The 14,997-nt window shown below is 41.8% G+C and carries 17 protein-coding genes; 7 read left to right on the top strand and 10 right to left on the bottom strand.

What is annotated here, in order from left to right; genetic code table 11:
- Positions 1-528 precede the first annotated feature (528 nt).
- On the top strand, positions 529-1,062 hold the full coding sequence (locus CWB85_RS05195; RefSeq protein ID WP_016710385.1) for a gamma carbonic anhydrase family protein: 534 nt from the start codon (positions 529-531) through the stop codon (positions 1,060-1,062).
- Here the strand turns inward: CWB85_RS05195 and CWB85_RS05190 are convergent.
- Complete coding sequence (locus tag CWB85_RS05190) at positions 1,059-1,313, bottom strand: DUF1488 family protein (protein WP_016710386.1); 255 nt, start codon at positions 1,311-1,313, stop codon at positions 1,059-1,061. The two genes, CWB85_RS05195 and CWB85_RS05190, sit on opposite strands and share 4 nt — an antisense overlap.
- Positions 1,310-2,134, bottom strand: a complete 825-nt coding sequence (aroE, locus tag CWB85_RS05185) for a shikimate dehydrogenase (RefSeq protein ID WP_138554306.1) — start codon at positions 2,132-2,134, stop codon at positions 1,310-1,312. Before aroE ends, CWB85_RS05190 begins: the two co-directional genes overlap by 4 nt.
- Before the next feature lie 53 nt (positions 2,135-2,187).
- Between aroE and CWB85_RS05180 the strand changes: the two genes are divergently transcribed.
- Entirely contained in the window at positions 2,188-2,625 is a 438-nt protein-coding gene (locus CWB85_RS05180; protein ID WP_016710388.1) for a group II truncated hemoglobin, read from the top strand.
- Positions 2,626-2,675: 50 nt separating this feature from the next.
- On the opposite strand, the gene hemF is transcribed toward CWB85_RS05180, so the two are convergent.
- From hemF to CWB85_RS05150, 6 genes are all read right to left on the bottom strand, one after another.
- Positions 2,676-3,626, bottom strand: a complete 951-nt coding sequence (gene hemF, locus CWB85_RS05175) for an oxygen-dependent coproporphyrinogen oxidase (RefSeq protein WP_138554305.1) — start codon at positions 3,624-3,626, stop codon at positions 2,676-2,678.
- 2 nt (positions 3,627-3,628) lie between these two features.
- Positions 3,629-4,195 (bottom strand): L-threonylcarbamoyladenylate synthase type 1 TsaC, encoded by a 567-nt coding sequence (gene tsaC / locus CWB85_RS05170; RefSeq protein WP_016710390.1) that lies wholly within the window; start codon positions 4,193-4,195, stop codon positions 3,629-3,631.
- Positions 4,196-4,230: 35 nt separating this feature from the next.
- The gene (locus tag CWB85_RS05165) at positions 4,231-4,803 is read right to left on the bottom strand and encodes a DNA topoisomerase family protein (RefSeq protein WP_016710391.1); all 573 of its coding nucleotides are present in this window, start codon (positions 4,801-4,803) and stop codon (positions 4,231-4,233) included.
- A gap of 61 nt (positions 4,804-4,864) precedes the next feature.
- The gene (locus tag CWB85_RS05160; protein WP_016710392.1) at positions 4,865-5,338 is read right to left on the bottom strand and encodes a DUF494 family protein; all 474 of its coding nucleotides are present in this window, start codon (positions 5,336-5,338) and stop codon (positions 4,865-4,867) included.
- 36 nt (positions 5,339-5,374) lie between these two features.
- Entirely contained in the window at positions 5,375-6,457 is a 1,083-nt protein-coding gene (gene dprA, locus CWB85_RS05155; RefSeq protein WP_016710393.1) for a DNA-processing protein DprA, read from the bottom strand.
- Positions 6,458-6,486: 29 nt separating this feature from the next.
- Entirely contained in the window at positions 6,487-7,608 is a 1,122-nt protein-coding gene (locus tag CWB85_RS05150; RefSeq protein ID WP_138554304.1) for a LysM peptidoglycan-binding domain-containing protein, read from the bottom strand.
- A 118-nt stretch (positions 7,609-7,726) separates the two neighbouring features.
- Between CWB85_RS05150 and def the strand changes: the two genes are divergently transcribed.
- From def to CWB85_RS05125, 5 genes are all read left to right on the top strand, one after another.
- Positions 7,727-8,233, top strand: a complete 507-nt coding sequence (gene def / locus CWB85_RS05145) for a peptide deformylase (protein ID WP_016710395.1) — start codon at positions 7,727-7,729, stop codon at positions 8,231-8,233.
- 21 nt (positions 8,234-8,254) lie between these two features.
- Complete coding sequence (fmt, locus tag CWB85_RS05140) at positions 8,255-9,208, top strand: methionyl-tRNA formyltransferase (protein ID WP_138554303.1); 954 nt, start codon at positions 8,255-8,257, stop codon at positions 9,206-9,208.
- Positions 9,201-10,490: a 16S rRNA (cytosine(967)-C(5))-methyltransferase RsmB gene (gene rsmB / locus CWB85_RS05135; protein ID WP_016710397.1), complete on the top strand. Its 1,290-nt coding sequence runs from the start codon at positions 9,201-9,203 to the stop codon at positions 10,488-10,490. The genes fmt and rsmB overlap by 8 nt, the downstream gene beginning before the upstream one ends.
- Before the next feature lie 17 nt (positions 10,491-10,507).
- The gene (trkA, locus tag CWB85_RS05130) at positions 10,508-11,884 is read left to right on the top strand and encodes a Trk system potassium transporter TrkA (RefSeq protein WP_016710398.1); all 1,377 of its coding nucleotides are present in this window, start codon (positions 10,508-10,510) and stop codon (positions 11,882-11,884) included.
- A gap of 193 nt (positions 11,885-12,077) precedes the next feature.
- Positions 12,078-14,228, top strand: coding sequence for a TonB-dependent siderophore receptor (locus CWB85_RS05125; protein ID WP_016710399.1), 2,151 nt, complete (start codon positions 12,078-12,080; stop codon positions 14,226-14,228).
- Between the two features lie 77 nt (positions 14,229-14,305).
- Here the strand turns inward: CWB85_RS05125 and CWB85_RS05120 are convergent, their stop codons facing one another.
- Both CWB85_RS05120 and CWB85_RS05115 read right to left on the bottom strand, forming a co-directional pair.
- Positions 14,306-14,521 carry an EF-hand domain-containing protein gene (locus CWB85_RS05120; RefSeq protein WP_016710400.1) on the bottom strand — a complete coding sequence of 72 codons (216 nt, stop codon included), beginning with the start codon at positions 14,519-14,521 and terminating at the stop codon, positions 14,306-14,308.
- A gap of 68 nt (positions 14,522-14,589) precedes the next feature.
- On the bottom strand, positions 14,590-14,802 hold the full coding sequence (locus CWB85_RS05115) for an EF-hand domain-containing protein (protein WP_016710401.1): 213 nt from the start codon (positions 14,800-14,802) through the stop codon (positions 14,590-14,592).
- Positions 14,803-14,997: the final 195 nt, after the last annotated feature.

Raw genomic sequence — 14,997 nt, 5'->3', positions numbered from 1 at the left:
GAATTGACTGTGCTGCAATAAATAAATTTATTGCTGTTGGTCACTCAGTTCAATTGAGACTCTAAATTTGTTTGCGTCATCTAGCGAACTAGAATCTGCTGTTAGAACTCAATCTGTACGAGTGCCCACACAGATGATTGCTTTATATTGTTAAAGAACGTTGCGATTAAAGCGCTTGGCTTTATCTCGCTAGGGCTGCGCATGTTACGCTTTCCTATTTTTTTGTCAACACTTAATTTTAAACTTTATTAAAAATCTAAACTCAAGTTTTACTCAACTCACTGATTAGCTGCTGCTTCGCTAAGCGTTGCCTGCTCTGCCGTCTCAGTGGGGTCGCATTATAGGGAGAACAGATTTTAACGCAAGCGTTTTTTAAAGAAAACTTCAAATAAAGTGCTGTTCGTCTGTTTTACGAGCTAAACACACCAAAAACGACACTTTTCTAAGCAACCTAACTACCCACTGGCCATTTTATAGGCTCTGCTGATACACTCTACTTTACTTACTTCAATATTTTTAGGTACTCAAATGACTATCCGTTCTTATAAAGGAGTTACTCCAAATTTTGATCAATCTGTGTATATAGATGAATCTGCTGTTTTGGTTGGTGATATTACTTTAGGCGCAAACAGTAGTGTTTGGCCTCTAGTCGCAGCGCGTGGAGATGTTAACTATATACGTATTGGTGAGCGTACCAATATACAAGATGGCAGCGTATTACATTTAACACGTTCTAGTAAAAGTAATCCTGATGGCTACCCACTAATTATTGGTGATGATGTAACCGTAGGGCATAAGGTAATGCTGCACGGGTGCCGTTTAGGAAACCGTATATTAGTAGGCATGGGTGCCATTGTAATGGATAACGCTATTGTCGAGGATAATGTGATTATTGGCGGTGGCTCATTAGTGCCACCAAATAAACGTTTAGAGTCAGGCTACCTTTATGTTGGTAGCCCTGTAAAGCAAGCTCGTCTGTTAACTGAGCAAGAACTGAGTTTTTTAAAGATCTCTGCGAATAACTATGTAGAGCTAAAAGACGAGTACTTAGAAGAAGGCTAATTGAGTGCTTTAATTTCAATTTGCCCTGCTGAGTTATACTCTTCATCTTCGATTAGTTGCTCAGCAAGCTCTTCATAATCAAAACGCAGTGATTCAAAATACAGTTTTGCGGCTGCATTATCCGAAATGGCTAGGCTGTGCGTATCAATAATACATTCAACCATCAATCCGCTAACCTGCGCGAAAAAAGTTAATAGCTGAGTTTGCTCATTAAACTCAATTCTATCTATAAATTGGATGGCTTGATTCATTTGAGCTCCCCTGCTTTTAACGCTCTTACGACAGGTAATATCTCTGGCATTTTATTGCGCCATACATAGAATGCTTGTGCAGCTTGGCCAACCAACATCCCACTACCATCAAGTACGTTAATATCAGCTTTATGATCCTGAGCCCACTGCATAAACAAGGTGCTTTTTAGTGAATAAAACATATCATAAACGCAGTCACAGCCGCTTAGGTGTTTTTTATTTAGTGCAGGTAACTCACCCAACATGCTGCTAGATGTAGAGTTTACAATTAGCGAGTAATCACCAACTGGCAAATCATCTAAACCGTAGCCTGTTACTTTTCCATATTGTGCAAATAATTCAGCAAGCGCTTTAGCTTTTGCCGCAGTACGGTTTACGATAACAATTTCACTAGGCTGCTGAGCTAATAGCGGTAGCACGACACCTCGAGCAGCACCACCAGCACCAATTAATAAAATACGTTTACCTTTAAGCTCAACGTTATTTGCCAATAAGTCATTAACAAAGCCAACACCATCGGTGTTATCACCTAGTAAACGACCATCATCTAGTAGCTTTATTGTGTTTACAGCACCAACAATGGTCGCTAACTCAGTTCGCTCGTCAACCAATTCATAAGCTTGCTCTTTAAATGGCATCGTCACATTTGCTCCAAGGCCTCCCTGCACAAAAAAGTCTGTGACTGATTTTTTAAAACCGTCAATCGGTGCTAATATTGCGCGGTAGTCGATTTGTTCACCTAAAGAGGCTGCAAATTGCGTATGTATTGCGGGTGATTTTGAGTGTTCGATTGGGTTTCCAAAAACCGCATATTTGTCCATGTTCAAGCAACCTCTTTGTACAGTAAACACTGTTAATTAACGATGATAAAATTATGATTAGACGACTTTTCTCAAAATCGAAACCAGCTGAACCACAACAAGCGCCAACGCCAGAAAATACCCCCTATCAAATAATGGGCGGTGAACAAGGTGCGCGTGCCCTAGCCAATAGATTCTACGATATTATGGCAAGCGATGAATACGCCAAACCGTTATATGATATGCATCCTCAACCATTAGATCGTATACGCCAAGTATTTTTTGAATTTTTATCCGGTTGGTTAGGTGGCCCTGACTTATTTGTTGAGAAATATGGTCACCCAATGCTGCGTAAACGCCATATGCCATTTCCGATCGATCAAGATTTACGCGATCAATGGATGTACTGTATGAATAAAGCGCTTGATATTGAAATTGATAACCCATTACTGCGCGAAGGGCTACGTAAATCACTTGAACAGCTTGCTAGCCATATGATTAACCAACATTAAACAGCAAAATTCAGGTTAAGCAAAAGGCGCATTCTCAGCGCCTTTGCAATTTATAACTGCCACTCTCTGACAATTAAGTTACTTGGCTCTGCACTTAGCCAATCTTGGGGGCGTAAGTAATATTGGTATAATTGTGCTTCAGCGCTATCAGCAGCAGGAACATAATTATATTCCCAACGAGCAAGTGGTGGCATCGACATTAAAATTGATTCTGTGCGCCCTCCTGTTTGTAAGCCAAACAAGGTACCACGGTCCCACACTAGATTAAACTCAACATAACGGCCACGACGATACAATTGAAAGTCCCGCTGTTGCTGTGTAATTGGGGTGTCTTTACGGCATTCAATAATTGGTAAATATGCATCTAAAAAACCATTACCTACAGCTTGCATAAAGGCAAAACTCTTTTCAAACCCTTGCTCATTTAAATCATCAAAGAACAAGCCACCTACTCCACGGGTTTCATCACGATGTTTAATATAAAAATACTCGTCGCACCATTTTTTATATTTCGGGTATACGTCATCACCAAACGGCGCACAAAGATCATGAGCAACTTGGTGCCAGTGTTTAACATCGTCAAACACGGGATAAAATGGTGTTAAGTCAAAACCGCCACCAAACCACCAAATAGGCTGTTCACCTTCTTTTTCAGCAATAAAGAAGCGTACATTGGCGTGACTTGTTGGAATGTGCGGATTTTTTGGATGAATAACCAAAGATACGCCACAAGCATGAAAACTACGCCCTGCGAGCTCTGGCCTATGCGCTGTCGCTGATGCTGGCATTGATGCACCAAACACGTGAGAATAATTAACACCGCCTTGCTCGATAACATTGCCATCACGAATCACGCGAGTGCGACCACCGCCCCCTTCAGCACGTTGCCAGCTATCTTCGACAAATTGGGCTTGCCCGTCAGCCTGCTCTAAACCTTGGCAAATTGTATCTTGCAAAGCCATTAGGTAGCTTTTTACTTGTTCGAGTAAATTACTGTGCATGTTTATCCTCTAAATACTTTGCCAGTCATAGCATCTTTTATAGTGCTTGGTTGGGTGTTACCGCCAAGCGCTTCGTCAACATAAAACGCCACTTGTTGGTCAAATTCTGTTTTCGCCATTGCAATGCTGGTCACGGTATCTTGGCCTGATAGATTCGCACTGGTAGAAACTAGCGGCTTGCCAAACTGTTGGCATAACTGCTTGACTGTTGGATGGTTTGTAACACGAACAGCAATGGTATCAAACTGGCCGGTTAGCCATTTGGGTGTGTTTTTAGCTGCAGGCATCACCCAAGTTATCGCACCCGGCCACTGCGAAAAAATATCAGCACGCTTATCCATAGGAATTTTTGCATCATCAACGTACTTTAATAATTGCCCGTAGTTATCTGCAATTAAAATGAGGCCTTTTTCTACTGGACGCTGTTTTATTGCCAATAAGCGTTCTACCGCTTGTTGGTTATCTGGATCGCAACCTAAACCATAAACGGCTTCGGTTGGATAAACAATAACGCCACCTTGCTCTAGTGCAGCAACGGCAGTTAAAGGAACTGAAGTTGAATCAGTCACAAAAAATCTCCAATACTAAAAATATAAGCGGGTAATTATTGCTCGACAGTGAATTTATGCGAACAACTTTTCTGTGGGCATTGTAACACAACACTGTTAGTCATTTGCTTTTGCATCATCACTGGCCACTGACATGCAGGGCAAGTGTGGGCAACAGGTTTAAAATTCAATGTATATTTGCAACTTGGATAGCTGTTGCATGAATAAAAGGTTTTACCAAATTTATTGCTACGTGCGACCAACTGGCCTTTTTCACATTTCGGGCAAGTTGGCAAGGCCTCTTGATTAGGCTCGGGTTCATCATGAGCAATATAATGACAATTGGGATAATCCGTGCAGCCGATAAACATGCCATAGCGGCCATTTTTAACAACTAATGGATTGCCGCATACTGGGCATGGGCTGTCCTCAAGCACTTTAATTTGGTGATTATCATGCTGAGCGAGCGAGCGAATAAAATCACACTTAGGGTAACTAGCACAACCAAGAAAAGGGCCCGACTTACTATTGCGAATTACAAGTTCTGACCCACATTTAGGGCACACTTCGTATTCTTTTTCTAAGGCATGTTGGTTTGCAGAGAAAAGAGATTGATCAATTTTACTCATGTGTTTCCTAAGCAGCTGGCTAATTTTCGCCTAATATACCCAAACTAATTAAAGATACAAGTTAATGTAATACTTCTGCTGGCTCATCAAAAATGAGCTCTTCCATTTGTGCATAAGCTTGCTCTGATCCTGGCACATTAAACAACACCATAAGTACAACCCATTTAAGATCATCGAGAGAGATGAAAGGCTTGTCTAACGCAAATAAACGATCCATCACCATTTCACGGGTGGCGCTATTGATCACCCCAACTTGCTCAACAAACATTAAAAAGCCGCGACATTCCGTACTGAGCATCTGGCATTCGCTGTCGGTAAAAATACGTACGGCATGATGTGGGTGAGCATTTAGATAAGGGAATTCATCACTGTGCTGTAAATCAGCAAGCTGTTCTAGCCAATCAAGTGCTTTGTATATTTCGGGCTTATTAAAACCGGCCCGCAGCAACTCATCGGTGAGTTCGTTGTGCTCAACAAAGACTTCTGCTTCACTGTGAATATAGTTTTCAAACAAATACATGAGGATATCGAACATGTTACTTCCTCCAAGCTTGCACTCTAAAACTAAAGCTTATCGAATTCTAATATAGCCATCTAATACACGTTCTACTTTATCTGCTAACTCAAGATCAAGCAAACGAGCTTGTACTTTATCTATTGACCATTGGCTACGTTGGGCTATTAAGTCTACCGCTGTCACTTCATAACCAACACTGCTTAGCACTCGACAGGCAGCTTCATCATCTTTCAACTCCTCTATATTATATAGACTGCTTTCACAAAAAAAGCTTACTTCATCAAGAATATCACTGACATTTTCAACTAACTTTGCTCCTTGCTTAATTAAAAAGTGACTGGCTTCAGAGAGTGGGTTTTTAATTGAACCCGGCACCGCAAACACTTCTTTATTTTGTTCCAGCGCATAGCGCACCGTAATCAACGAACCACTTTTAATTTGCGCCTCAACAATTAACACCCCAAGTGATAAACCAGATATTATACGGTTACGCCGAGGGAAGTTATTGGCATTAGCAGCCGTACCGGGTAAAAACTCACTGACTAACAACCCATGCTCACAAACTTGCTCCGTCAGTAGTTTATGCCGTTTCGGATAATGAACATCCACACCAGTACCTAACACAGCTATCGTATTACCGCTCCCTGCCAGCGCACCTTTATGAGCTGCACCATCAATGCCAAGCGCCATCCCAGAAGTAACCGTGAGTCCAGCTAATGTCAGTTGATGGGCAAATTCAGCTGCAATTTCCAGCCCGGTGGGCGTCGCATTACGACTTCCAACAATCGCGATCTGCGGGCTACTCAATAACGCTAAGTTACCACGACAAAACAATAATAAAGGCGCGCTGGCGATTTCTTTTAATAAAGGAGGATAGAGAGGATCAAAGTAATTAATTGCGGTTATCTGTGCTTGCTTAATTAATGTGTGGTAATGCTCTACTTGGCGCCAATCAGTTGCTAATAAACTGCTGGCAACCTGAGGGCTTAGGCCGCATTCTGTGAGCTGCTTGTGTGTCAGCTTGAATAGGCTTTCAAGCGGCTGCGTTTGCGATAATGCGAGTAGGGTTTTGACCCCCAAACCTTTGCATAAATAAAAGGCAAGCCAATCTGTTAACTTGCCTGATGAATCTTTCATGCTCTCTCCTTAGAGCACACAAACCTGCATTAATTTATTACTGCAAAATCACCGACTCGGATTGGGTGCTGGTTTTTTACGATTAAAGCGTAGCTAACATTGTTATAAACTTTAAATACCATTAGCTCACCGACTTTTTCTTTTGGCATATGCCACACTTTAGTGTCTTCATCCGGTTCAGCGCCAAAAAATTCGTTGGTTTTAGTCACTAATTTCTCAAGACTATTCGAATCTTCTTTATAGCGAGGACCATTTCGACCATCAAAAACCGTTGGTGATTGACGCTCAATATCTAAAATGTGACCTTCTTTAATTGCCTGCTCTGACCCTAAGTTTAGCACTACAATGTCCATTGTGCTGAATTCTCGCAAACCACTAACTGATGAAATGATTATTCCGTCTACAGGTTGATCAGGACGATGGATATTAAAATAAGCTGGCAATAATTGACCATCCATTGCCGGCATTAAAAAATCAGCTGGTTTAATTTCTTGCTTTACCTGTTCAAGTTTAACTGAAGCAGGTACACCGTTAGCAACATCCCCCTTTCTAAATACCCGACCTACAGCCACCAATTGCGTATTATTGGCGAGTACTTCATTGGTGTTGGGATCAATAAACTCTTGGCCTTTACGGTAAATAGCGTACGATTCGTAAAGCTCTAAATCACCTTTAACGTAAACAATGTGCCCTTCGGTGTTCATTTTAGTATTCACATTCGCGCCAAGAATATACGGTTTTTCTGCAATTTCTTTTGCATCAATTGCTTGCTCGTAGGTTAGGTAAGGTCGTAATAATTCCAGTGGGAGCGTAGGAACCGCATTTTTACCTTTTGGCGTAATACGCCCATGTGGAGAAAGCTTTTTATAGCCCGAGTTTACCACCAAACGCGGATTACCATGCTCATCATAGATCAAAGACAAAGCATCGCCTGGATAAATCAGGTGTGGATTATTAATTTGCGGGTTCATTTGCCAAAGCTCAGGCCATTGCCACGGCTGCTCCAAATAAATGCCTGAAATATCCCATAACGTATCGCCTTTTTTTACAACGTATTGTTTAGGCGCATCTTTTTTTATTGTTAATACATCAGCTAATGATGGAAAAGTAGCACTAAATGCTAACATTGCCGCAAATAATGGGTATTTCATTGAGCTTCCTTGTAGTGTTTTTTCATTATTATCGACCAAAACCTGTTAAAGGTGAACGCGAATGGCTAAAATAAGAGCATACAATACCCTAAATTAAGCACAAGTGAAAAAGGTTACTATGGCTAGGTTAGAAGTTTTAAGATTTCCAGATGAGCGTTTACGTACTATAGCAAAAGAAGTCACTGCAGTTGACGATCAAGTTCGCGAAATTGTTAAAGACATGCTGGAGACTATGTATGATGAAAACGGCATTGGGTTGGCTGCCACACAAGTCGATATTCATCAACGTATAGTGGTCATTGATGTCTCTGAAGAGCGTAATGAGCCGTTAGTGCTGATCAATCCAACTATCATTAAACAAGATGGTAAAACTGTGAGTGAAGAAGGTTGTTTATCAGTACCGCACTCTTATGCAAAAGTTGACCGCGCAGAAACCGTTACAGTGACCGCGCTAAACGAGCAAGGCGAAGAATTCAGCTTAGATGCCGATGAGCTGCTAGCGATTTGTATTCAACATGAATTAGATCACTTAAAAGGCAAATTATTTATCGATTATTTATCGCCGCTAAAGCGCCAACGTATTCGTAAAAAGCTTGAAAAAGAAGCTAAATTTGCAGCACAGTAATAAGCACCTTAGGAAAACTCAGTGACACAACCATTACGCATTATTTTTGCCGGTACGCCCGATTTTGCTGCGCGCCATTTACAAGCTCTAATTGATTCTGAACATCAAATAGTGGGCGTTTACAGCCAACCAGATCGCCCCGCTGGCCGCGGTAAAAAACTAAAAGCCAGTGAGGTCAAAGAACTGGCTTTACAGCACGACTTACCTGTTTTTCAACCTGCGTCATTAAAAAGCGACGACGCTCTCAGTGAATTAAGCAGCTTAAATGCCGACATTATGATTGTAGTCGCTTATGGTCTATTACTACCAAAAGCTATTTTAGAAGCGCCGCGTCTTGGTTGCTTAAATGTGCATGGCTCAATTTTACCGCGCTGGCGTGGAGCTGCGCCAATTCAACGCGCAATTTGGGCGGGTGATGAAGAAACAGGCGTTACAATAATGCAAATGGATGAAGGCTTAGATACTGGCGACATGCTACATATCAGCCGCTGCCCTATTGAAGCAACTGAAACAAGTGCAAGTTTGTACAGCAAACTTGCCGAACTAGGCCCAAAGTCACTAATCGACACCATCACTAAATTGGTCAATGGCGAAATTACCCCGCAAGTACAAGATGATGAACAGGCTAATTACGCTAAAAAGCTATCTAAAGAAGAAGCAAATATCGACTGGGCTATGGATGCGCTACAAATAGAGCGTAATATTCGCGCATTCAATCCTTGGCCAGTATGTTTTACCCAAATGGGCGGCAACACGGTTAAAATCTACCAAGCAAATGTGGTTGAACAACAAGGTACTCCCGGCACTGTATTACAAAGTGATAAACACGGTATTGTGGTTGCCTGCGGGACTCACGCGCTGAATATCACCCAACTACAGCCACAAGGCAAAAAGCCAATGGCCATTACAGACTTTTTAAACGGTCGAGCAGACTGGGTAACCCCTGGCACACTAATAGGCGAACATAATGAGTAATGTCAGGGCGCTGGCCGCCGAAATCTTATATAACGTGGTTGATAAGGGCGCGTCACTCAATCAAGAGTTACCATTTGCAAGCCAAGGTTTACCGCCTAAAGATAAAGCCCTTTTGCAACAAATTTGCTATGGTGTGTTACGTTATTTACCAAGCTTAGATAATTACTGCCAACACTTAGTTGAGCAACCTCTCAAAGGGAAGCGCCGTATTTTTCAGTTTTTGTTGTATGTGGGCATTTACCAACTTCAACATATGCGCGTCCCACCGCACGCAGCTATTAGTGAAACCGTTAATGCCTTAGCACAGCTGCGAGCATTAGGATTAAAAGGATTGATCAACGCAATCTTACGTAGCTTTCAGCGTCAACAAGCAGAGCTAGAAGAACAAGCCAAGCAAATTCCTGTGTGTTTATACAATCACCCTAATTGGTTTATCAAACAAGTCACTGAGGCTTATCCTGATGATTGGCAGGCACTGCTAGAGGCCAATCAGCAACAAGCTCCAATGTGGTTGCGCGTTAACCAAGCGCAATATAGCACTGCTGAATATAGCGAAATGCTCACAGCTAATGATATTGCACACATGCTCAATCCTGACTTTCCTGACGGTATTAAACTTGATAAACCACGTGATGTATTCTCATTGCCTGAATTCGACACCGGTGCTTGCTCAGTACAAGATGCTGCAGCACAACTTGCAGCACGCTTTTTAGATCCAAAAGCAGACGAACATATTCTAGATGCCTGTGCAGCGCCTGGTGGTAAAACGTGTCATATATTAGAGTTAGCTGATGCCGATGTCCTCGCTCTCGATAGCGATGCCACTCGACTTGAACGTGTTAAGCAAAACTTGGTACGTATAGGTTTAGGTGCCGACTTACAATGTGCCGATGCGTCACAACCTCATAAATGGTGGGATGAACGTCATTTTGACCGTATCTTGCTGGATGTGCCCTGCTCTGCAACGGGCGTCATTCGTCGCCATCCAGATATAAAGTGGCTACGTCGCGCGTCTGATATTAATGATCTGGCAACATTACAAGGCGATATTTTAAATAGTATTTGGCCTTTATTAAAACCAGGCGGCACATTAGTGTATGCAACCTGCTCTGTATTACCACAGGAAAACCAGCAGCAAGTCGCTAAGTTTTTAGCAAATAATAGCGATGCCGAACATATTCCGCTGCATGATAACGATACCCCAAACAACCCAGGGCTGCAGTTACTGCCTGGTGAGAGTGACGGATTTTATTATGCCAAGCTTGTAAAAACACACTCATAAGAAGCGTTTAGTAAACCATGAAAATAATCATACTCGGTGCAGGACAAGTAGGCGGTACACTCGCAGAAAACCTGGTAGGTGAACAAAACGAAATCACGGTTGTAGATATTGATGGTAACCGGTTACGTGAGTTACAAGATAAATACGATCTACAGGGTGTTACTGGTCACAGTGCGCACCCTGATGTATTACGCCGCGCTGGTGCGGAAGACGCCGATATGATCATTGCAGTGACCAGTTCAGATGAAGTAAACATGGTCGCTTGCCAAGTCGCGTATAGTATTTTTAATACACCGACTAAAATTGCGCGAATTCGCTCGGAGCAATACTTAAAGTATCGCGAAAAGCTCTTTCAAAACGACGACTTACCAGTTGATCACTACATTGCGCCTGAGCAATTGGTGACCAAGTATATTCGACGTTTAATTGATTATCCGGGAGCATTACAAGTATTAGAGTTCGGCGATGGCATGCTTTCGCTTGTGGCCGTAAAAGCCTACTACGGGGGCTTGTTGGTAGGTTATGCACTGTCAGCATTAAAAGAGCATATACCCAATGTTGAAACCCGTGTTGCTGCGATTTACCGCCAAGGTAAAGCCATCAAGCCATTGGGCACAACGGTCATCGAAGCAGATGATGAAGTGTTCTTCCTTGCGGCGACGAAACATATTCGTGCTGTAATGAACGAACTACAAAAGCTAGAGCGTTCATACAAAAAGATTATGATTGCAGGTGGTGGTAACATCGGTGCGGGGCTTGCACACTCTTTGGAAAAAAATCACAGTGTAAAGTTGCTTGAGCGTAATAAAGAGCGTGCCGAGCAACTTTCAGAAATGCTTGATAATACGGTGGTATTTTGTGGTGATGCCTCTGATCAAGAGTTGTTATCTGAAGAGCATATCGAGCAGGTTGATGTGTTCATCGCGGTAACCAATGATGATGAAGCTAATATCATGTCAGCCATGCTCGCTAAACGTATGGGCGCGCAAAAAACCATGGTGTTAATACAGCGTGGCGCTTACGTTGATTTAGTACAGGGTGGCGAAATTGATATTGCCATTTCACCACAACAAGCCACGATTTCAGCCTTACTTACCCATGTTCGTCGCGGTGATATTGTTAATGTATATTCATTACGTAAAGGCGCAGCAGAAGCCATTGAAGCGGTGGCTCATGGCGATGAACACACCTCAAAAGTAGTAGGTCGCGCAATTGCTGATATTAAGTTGCCAGCAGGTACTACGATTGGCGCGATTGTTCGTAACGATGATGTGTTAATTGCGCATGATGACACGGTGATCCACTCTGGCGATCACGTTATTATGTTTTTGATCGATAAAAAACATATCAATGTCGTTGAAAAACTATTCCAAGTTAGCGCTATTTTCCTCTAAAACTTACCTTTCGAAACAAAGCGACTGTATCGAAAGGTGAATTTTCACAACAAACCAATGTAAATAGAAATCAATCTCAAAAGCGTTTACTTTAGTACCTAAATCCATTACCCTCCTCGCTGTTTGATAATCAAGCACCAACTTCTGTGAAAAGTTAATTTCACCTTCTTTAACATTAAATGGATTTCCTAAGATGATGTACCCAGCTTTAAACACGTCTCTTCGCGTTACATACTGCAGCGTTATTAGTATTCTTTTGTGTGGACTAGCCACTAACGCAAATGCTGAAGCTAAAAAAGATATTGAAAAGCTCACCATTGTTGGCGAGCAAGATAATGGTTATAAAGTTAGTTCAATGAACTCAGCTACCGGTCTCGATCTCAGTCACTTGCAAACACCGCAATCAGCGATTGCAATCACCAGTGAATTTATGGCTGATCAACAACTCACTAGCGCTATAGAAGCTATCACCAGTGTAACAGGCATCAACGCCAGAGAAGCCGACAATGGAAAGTTTTCAATTTCAGCGCGTGGTATTAGTGTCACAAGTATTTTATATGATGGTATCGCAACAACTTACGATACCCGTTTCAATTACGGCGATAACCTAACAGATACAGCGATATATGAACGTATTGAAGTTGTTCGCGGCGCAACAGGGTTAATGCTTGGTGCGGGTAACCCATCTGCTGCAATTAATTTAATACGCAAACGCCCTACAGTCCATAATCAAGTAAAACTCAGTGCATCCGTGGGATCTTGGCAAAACTATCGTGGCGTAGTTGACATCTCTGGTAGCTTAAATGACAGCGAAAGTGTCCGTGGACGAGCTGTTGCAGCCTACCAAGATCAGCAATCGTACCAAGATCGATTCTCGCAAAGTCGTAGTACTTTATATGGCATTGTTGAAGCAGATGTCACCGATAATACCTTGCTGACCTTTGCCCTAGATACGCAAACAACTACTCCAAAAGGCACTATGTCCGGCGGTTTACCTATTTTTTATAGCGATGGCAGCCGTACCAACTATGCCAGAGAAACATCGACCGCCCCAAGCTGGTCATCATCTAAAACAAAAGCATTAAATAGCTTTATCAAAGTTGAGCATTATTTCAATAGTAATTGGCAGTTAAGCGCAAGCTATATCTATGGAAATAACGACTTAGAGTATGATGTGTTTTGGGCAACCGGACACCCAGATCCACAAACTAATATAGGTATGGTTCCAGGCTCGTTAAATTATATTGATGCAAACCGCATTCAACGTACCTATGAAATAGAGTTATCGGGTCGATTTAATTGGTTTGGGCAAAACCATCAAATACTTGTTGGCTATAATGACCAAGAGCAAGATTTCTCAACGCCGTACTTTCCTGCTCAAGAAAATGCCACTATTATCGGCGACTTTAGCGCACCAGATTACGACTACCCAAAGCCAACCTGGCAAGCGGCGCCTGCTTATGGCTCATACGGCACCACACAACAGAGTGCGCTTTATTTTGCCACTCAACTTAACTTAACCAATGATTTATCGGTAATTTTAGGTAGCCGCTTAAACCAATGGCAAACGTCGCAAGATAACTTTGGTAGCGTTCATGATTATAAGTTAGATAATGAACTAACTAATTACCTAGGCACTACCTACGCTATAAATCAAAATTGGGCGCTATATGCAAATTACACAGATATATTTACACCGCAAAGCCGAGTTGACGAAAATGGTAATTACTTAGCGCCAATTCAAGGTAAAAATTACGAAGTGGGAATCAAGGCTTCATTATTAAATGAGCGTTTAGATATCTCATTGTCTGGTTTTGAAATTCATCAAGACAATTGGGGGGAATATACGGGTGAAACCATTCCAGATACTTTACAAGCAATTTATCAACCTATTGATGGCACAGTCACAGATGGCTTTGAGTTCGAGCTCAATGGGGCAATTAGTGATGTATGGAATGCATACTTTGGATATACCCGCAGTGAAGGTGAAAACCCCGATGGTACACCTTTAAATACCACCAACCCAAAAGATCAGTTTAAATTATTCACTAGTTATCAACTAAGTGATAGCTTACAAGGAGTGAAAATTGGCGGAGGTTATCGCTGGCAAAGTCGCAGCTATGATGAGGTAAGCAACCCTGTACTGGGCACAGTTGAAGTTGAACAACAAGCCTATGGAGTGGCCAGTTTAATGGCTAGCTACCAAATCAATCAGCAAATGGCCGTGAGCTTAAATGTTGATAACTTATTTGATAAAACGTACTACAACCAAATCGGTTTTTACAACCAATATCGTTACGGCAGTCCGCGGAAATTCTCTTTGCAGTTTGACTACAGTTTGTAACCAGACGCGTTCAAAATTAAATAAAAAAAGCAGCTTAATGAAGCTGCTTTTTTGTGTAGGAGTATATTTCTATCTGTTTATTGTACTTTGGCAAACTCTTCTTTTGATAATTCACCGTTGCTATCAGTGTCTAAATCAGAAAAGATTTCAACTAGCTGTGCATTAACCGACGCTTCTTTTTGGCTTATCACACCATCACCATCGGTATCAAAAGTATCAAAGCTAACTGCCGCAAACGCAGTAGATGAAGCCGCTAGGGCAATAATTGCAAGTGTTGTATTAATATGTTTCATAGTGTTATTCCTAATAATTTAAAGTGAGAGAAATCCTTTTCAGAGATCCCTGTTTGTGGAAACTGAAATTACGCTTTTGAAAATTCTTCTTTCGATAACTCACCGTCTTGGTCAGTATCTAATTCAGCAAATTGGCTCATCAGCTTGGCATCAACAGCCGCTTCGCTTTGACTAATTGTGCCGCTACCATCAACATCTAAAGTATCAAAGTCAGTGCCAGCAAAAGCTGCGGAAGAAGATGCTAATGCAATAAGTGCTAATGTTTTATTTAATGTATTCATAATCTGTTCCTTCAATGTACTATCAAAAAAATTACTCATGTTTTCGCTACTCACACTGTCCTTGTTATTCTTTTTAATAGGCTCCTTGCCTATTTAGGTGTCTTGGGCACTCAGAACTGAGCAGCATTTTATGCAAGCTAGGTTCAGCACCATTAAGCTTTTGAAAATTCTTCTTTTGATAACTCACCGTCTTGG

Source organism: Pseudoalteromonas sp. S1727 (assembly GCF_005886375.1).
GTDB classification, from domain to species: Bacteria; Pseudomonadota; Gammaproteobacteria; order Enterobacterales; family Alteromonadaceae; genus Pseudoalteromonas; species Pseudoalteromonas haloplanktis.
Note: the sequence above shows the minus strand (reverse complement) of the source record. Positions and strands in the feature narration are given on the sequence as shown.

Coding starts and splice junctions, on each gene's coding strand:
- CWB85_RS05195 (WP_016710385.1), top strand. CDS start 529: ATGACTATCCGTTCTTATAAAGGAGTTACTCCAAATTTTGATCAATCT.
- CWB85_RS05190 (WP_016710386.1), bottom strand. CDS start 1,313: ATGAATCAAGCCATCCAATTTATAGATAGAATTGAGTTTAATGAGCAA.
- aroE (WP_138554306.1), bottom strand. CDS start 2,134: ATGGACAAATATGCGGTTTTTGGAAACCCAATCGAACACTCAAAATCA.
- CWB85_RS05180 (WP_016710388.1), top strand. CDS start 2,188: ATGATTAGACGACTTTTCTCAAAATCGAAACCAGCTGAACCACAACAA.
- hemF (WP_138554305.1), bottom strand. CDS start 3,626: ATGCACAGTAATTTACTCGAACAAGTAAAAAGCTACCTAATGGCTTTG.
- CWB85_RS05165 (WP_016710391.1), bottom strand. CDS start 4,803: ATGAGTAAAATTGATCAATCTCTTTTCTCTGCAAACCAACATGCCTTA.
- CWB85_RS05160 (WP_016710392.1), bottom strand. CDS start 5,338: ATGTTCGATATCCTCATGTATTTGTTTGAAAACTATATTCACAGTGAA.
- dprA (WP_016710393.1), bottom strand. CDS start 6,457: ATGAAAGATTCATCAGGCAAGTTAACAGATTGGCTTGCCTTTTATTTA.
- CWB85_RS05150 (WP_138554304.1), bottom strand. CDS start 7,608: ATGAAATACCCATTATTTGCGGCAATGTTAGCATTTAGTGCTACTTTT.
- def (WP_016710395.1), top strand. CDS start 7,727: ATGGCTAGGTTAGAAGTTTTAAGATTTCCAGATGAGCGTTTACGTACT.
- rsmB (WP_016710397.1), top strand. CDS start 9,201: ATGAGTAATGTCAGGGCGCTGGCCGCCGAAATCTTATATAACGTGGTT.
- trkA (WP_016710398.1), top strand. CDS start 10,508: ATGAAAATAATCATACTCGGTGCAGGACAAGTAGGCGGTACACTCGCA.
- CWB85_RS05125 (WP_016710399.1), top strand. CDS start 12,078: ATGATGTACCCAGCTTTAAACACGTCTCTTCGCGTTACATACTGCAGC.
- CWB85_RS05120 (WP_016710400.1), bottom strand. CDS start 14,521: ATGAAACATATTAATACAACACTTGCAATTATTGCCCTAGCGGCTTCA.
- CWB85_RS05115 (WP_016710401.1), bottom strand. CDS start 14,802: ATGAATACATTAAATAAAACATTAGCACTTATTGCATTAGCATCTTCT.